The 2,557-nt window shown below is 65.1% G+C and carries 5 protein-coding genes; all 5 read left to right on the plus strand.

The window, feature by feature from the left end:
• A partial coding sequence (locus ENZ74_RS28615; RefSeq protein WP_206522347.1) for a bifunctional ornithine acetyltransferase/N-acetylglutamate synthase occupies nt 1-586 on the plus strand: 586 nt, incomplete at its 5' end.
• 29 nt (nt 587-615) lie between these two features.
• Nucleotides 616-1,368: a GNAT family N-acetyltransferase gene (locus tag ENZ74_RS28620; protein WP_013529443.1), complete on the plus strand. Its 753-nt coding sequence runs from the start codon at nt 616-618 to the stop codon at nt 1,366-1,368.
• The gene (locus ENZ74_RS28625; protein ID WP_063169074.1) at nt 1,361-1,783 is read left to right on the plus strand and encodes a (deoxy)nucleoside triphosphate pyrophosphohydrolase; all 423 of its coding nucleotides are present in this window, start codon (nt 1,361-1,363) and stop codon (nt 1,781-1,783) included. The genes ENZ74_RS28620 and ENZ74_RS28625 overlap by 8 nt, the downstream gene beginning before the upstream one ends.
• Before the next feature lie 129 nt (nt 1,784-1,912).
• Entirely contained in the window at nt 1,913-2,227 is a 315-nt protein-coding gene (locus ENZ74_RS28630) for a hypothetical protein (RefSeq protein WP_013529445.1), read from the plus strand.
• Between the two features lie 109 nt (nt 2,228-2,336).
• Nucleotides 2,337-2,522: a Flp family type IVb pilin gene (locus ENZ74_RS28635; RefSeq protein ID WP_127224214.1), complete on the plus strand. Its 186-nt coding sequence runs from the start codon at nt 2,337-2,339 to the stop codon at nt 2,520-2,522.
• The last annotated feature ends 35 nt before the right edge of the window (nt 2,523-2,557 follow it).

Below are 2,557 nucleotides of genomic sequence, written 5' to 3' on the forward strand. Positions count from 1 at the left end.
GGCCAAGACTTTCAACGCGGTCACCGTCGACAGCGACACCTCGACCAGCGACACGCTGCTGATCTTCGCCACCGGCAAGGCCGCCAGGCGCGGCGCGCCGGAGATAACCGATCCCAAGGATGCCCGTCTCGGCACGTTCCGCCGGGCGCTCGGCAAGGTGCTGAAATCGCTGGCGCTGCAGGTGGTGCGCGACGGCGAAGGCGCCCGCAAGCAGGTCGAAGTCACCGTCACCGGCGCCAAATCGGCGCGCTCGGCCAAGCGCATCGCGCTGTCGATCGCCAATTCGCCGCTGGTCAAGACGGCAGTCGCCGGCGAGGACGCCAATTGGGGCCGCGTCGTCATGGCCGTCGGCAAGGCCGGCGAACCCGCCGATCGCGACCGGCTGTCGATCTGGTTCGGCGACAACAGGCTGGCGCATGAAGGCGAGCGCGACCCCGGCTATTCCGAGGCGGCGACGTCGGCCTACATGAAGCGCGACGATATCCGCATCCGCGCCGATATCGGCATTGGCCGCGGCAAGGCGACGGTGTGGACCTGCGACCTCACCAAGGAATATGTCGCCATCAATGGCGATTACCGGAGCTGACGGTTTTGAGCTCCAGGCATCCGGCAAGCATGCTCGCGATCGTGCGCCGTTACGAGGCGGCCGGCTTTCGCGCCTGGCCGGCGGCCGCCGTCCACTATGACGGCACCTGGGTGGTGCGGCTGACCGCCGGCCATCCGGCCAAGCGGCTGAACTCGGTCAATCCGCTCGATCCCGGCGACATCCAGCACATTGCCGACCGTATCGGCCGGGCCAGCCGCCGTTTCGATGCCTATGGCAGGCCGCTGACATTCCGCATGTCGCCGTTGTCGGGTCCCGATCTTGCCAGTCATCTCGACCGTGAGGGATGGAGCCGGTTCGACGAGTCGCTGGTCATGCGGCTGCCGCTGGCCGATGCGCAACTCGACGCTGCCATGGACCAGATCCCGCTGAAAGACATCAGCCGCTTCATCGGCGCGTCGCTCAAGGTCAGCGGTTCGGATGTTTCGCTGCGCCCCGGCCTGTCGGAGATCATCGGCGCCATCCAGCCCGAAGCCGGGCTGTTCGCGCTCGAAGATGGATCAGAAGCGCTGGCGACGCTGATCTGCGTGCATGACGGCGATCTCGCCGGCCTGTTCGAGGTCGCCACCGACAAGTCGGCACGCAACAGGGGCCACGGCCGCAACCTGATCCTGTCGGCACTGAAATGGGCACGGCTGCGGGGCGCACGGGAAGCCTGGCTGCAGGTCGAGGCCAACAATGTGCCGGCACTGGCGCTCTACCATTCGCTCGGCTTCGAGGAAGTCTATCGCTACCACTACCGGCGGCCGCCGGGTCATGAATGATGTCGTGACCGCCGGCAAGCGCCTGCTGCTGGTCGCCGCCTGCGCGCTGGTCGATGCCGACGGCCGGGTGCTTCTGGCGCAGCGGCCTCAGGGCAAGCAACTTGCCGGGCTGTGGGAGTTTCCCGGCGGCAAGGTCGAGCCGGGCGAGACGCCCGAACAATGCATCATTCGCGAACTGCATGAGGAAATCGGCATCGAAACCGACATCCCGTGCCTGGCGCCGCTCACTTTCGCCAGCCATTCCTACGACGATTTCCACCTGCTGATGCCGCTGTTCATCTGCCGCCGCTTTCGCGGTATCGCGCAGCCCAGGGAAGGGCAGGCGCTGAAATGGGTAAGGCCGAAGCAGATGCGCGATTATCCGATGCCGCCGGCCGATGAGCCGCTGATCCCGTTCCTCATCGATCTTCTCTGAGGCTCCCGTCCGGCCGGTTCCTGGCCGAGGCGTTGTATCAGCCAGCATTAATGGAAGATTTATCTCGTCGTGAAAAGTTGAAGCATGGCCGTTCGCGGCCGAGCGGTCGATTTGCCGGGGAGCGATAGCATGAGCCTAGACAGGGATTGGGACTCGATCCGGCCCGAGCGGGGGTTTCGCGCCGCCGATGCGGGCATGGGCATATTGCGCATAACGCTTCTGTTCGGTTCGGCCGCGGTGGCGCTGGCGCTGATCGCAACCCCTTTCCTCGACAGCCAGACACGCTCGCTGTCGGCCCGTGACGGTTTCGGCGGGCTCGACATGGCGGCCACAGGCTCGATCGGCCATCGCGAAACCTACACGCTGCGCCGCAGCGTGCTGCAGCCGCAGCCGAGCTCGGTCTGCATCATCAGGTCCAATGGCCGGAGCAGCGGCGACTGCTGACATGGTTAAGAGATTTCGCAAAGGCGGCGGTTTCACCGCCTGTTAAGCCTTTGCCGTTAACCTTTCTTAACAGGTCGGCTGTAAGGTCCCGGACAGAGGGGTTGAGGCCATGAAAGCAGTGCTGCTGGGTTTTCTGAACGACGAGACCGGCGCCACGGCCGTCGAATATGGCGTGATCATCGCCGTGCTGTCGCTGGCCATCGTCGGCGGTATCGGTGAGGTCCGCGACGGGATCATCTGGCTGTTCAGCGACAACAACAGCAAGCTTGCGAACGCTTTCGCACCCACTCTCTGATCCGGCTTTCCCGCGCCTGGGGCAGGATCATTGCC

The organism is Mesorhizobium sp. M7A.F.Ca.CA.002.15.2.1, assembly GCF_003998715.1.
GTDB classification, from domain to species: Bacteria; Pseudomonadota; Alphaproteobacteria; order Rhizobiales; family Rhizobiaceae; genus Mesorhizobium; species Mesorhizobium ciceri.

What these genes read in the sequence shown, in the direction of transcription:
- ENZ74_RS28620 (WP_013529443.1), top strand. Translation starts at nt 616, where the DNA reads ATGCTCGCGATCGTGCGCCGTTACGAGGCGGCCGGCTTTCGCGCCTGG.
- ENZ74_RS28625 (WP_063169074.1), top strand. Translation starts at nt 1,361, where the DNA reads ATGAATGATGTCGTGACCGCCGGCAAGCGCCTGCTGCTGGTCGCCGCC.
- ENZ74_RS28630 (WP_013529445.1), top strand. Translation starts at nt 1,913, where the DNA reads ATGAGCCTAGACAGGGATTGGGACTCGATCCGGCCCGAGCGGGGGTTT.
- ENZ74_RS28635 (WP_127224214.1), top strand. Translation starts at nt 2,337, where the DNA reads ATGAAAGCAGTGCTGCTGGGTTTTCTGAACGACGAGACCGGCGCCACG.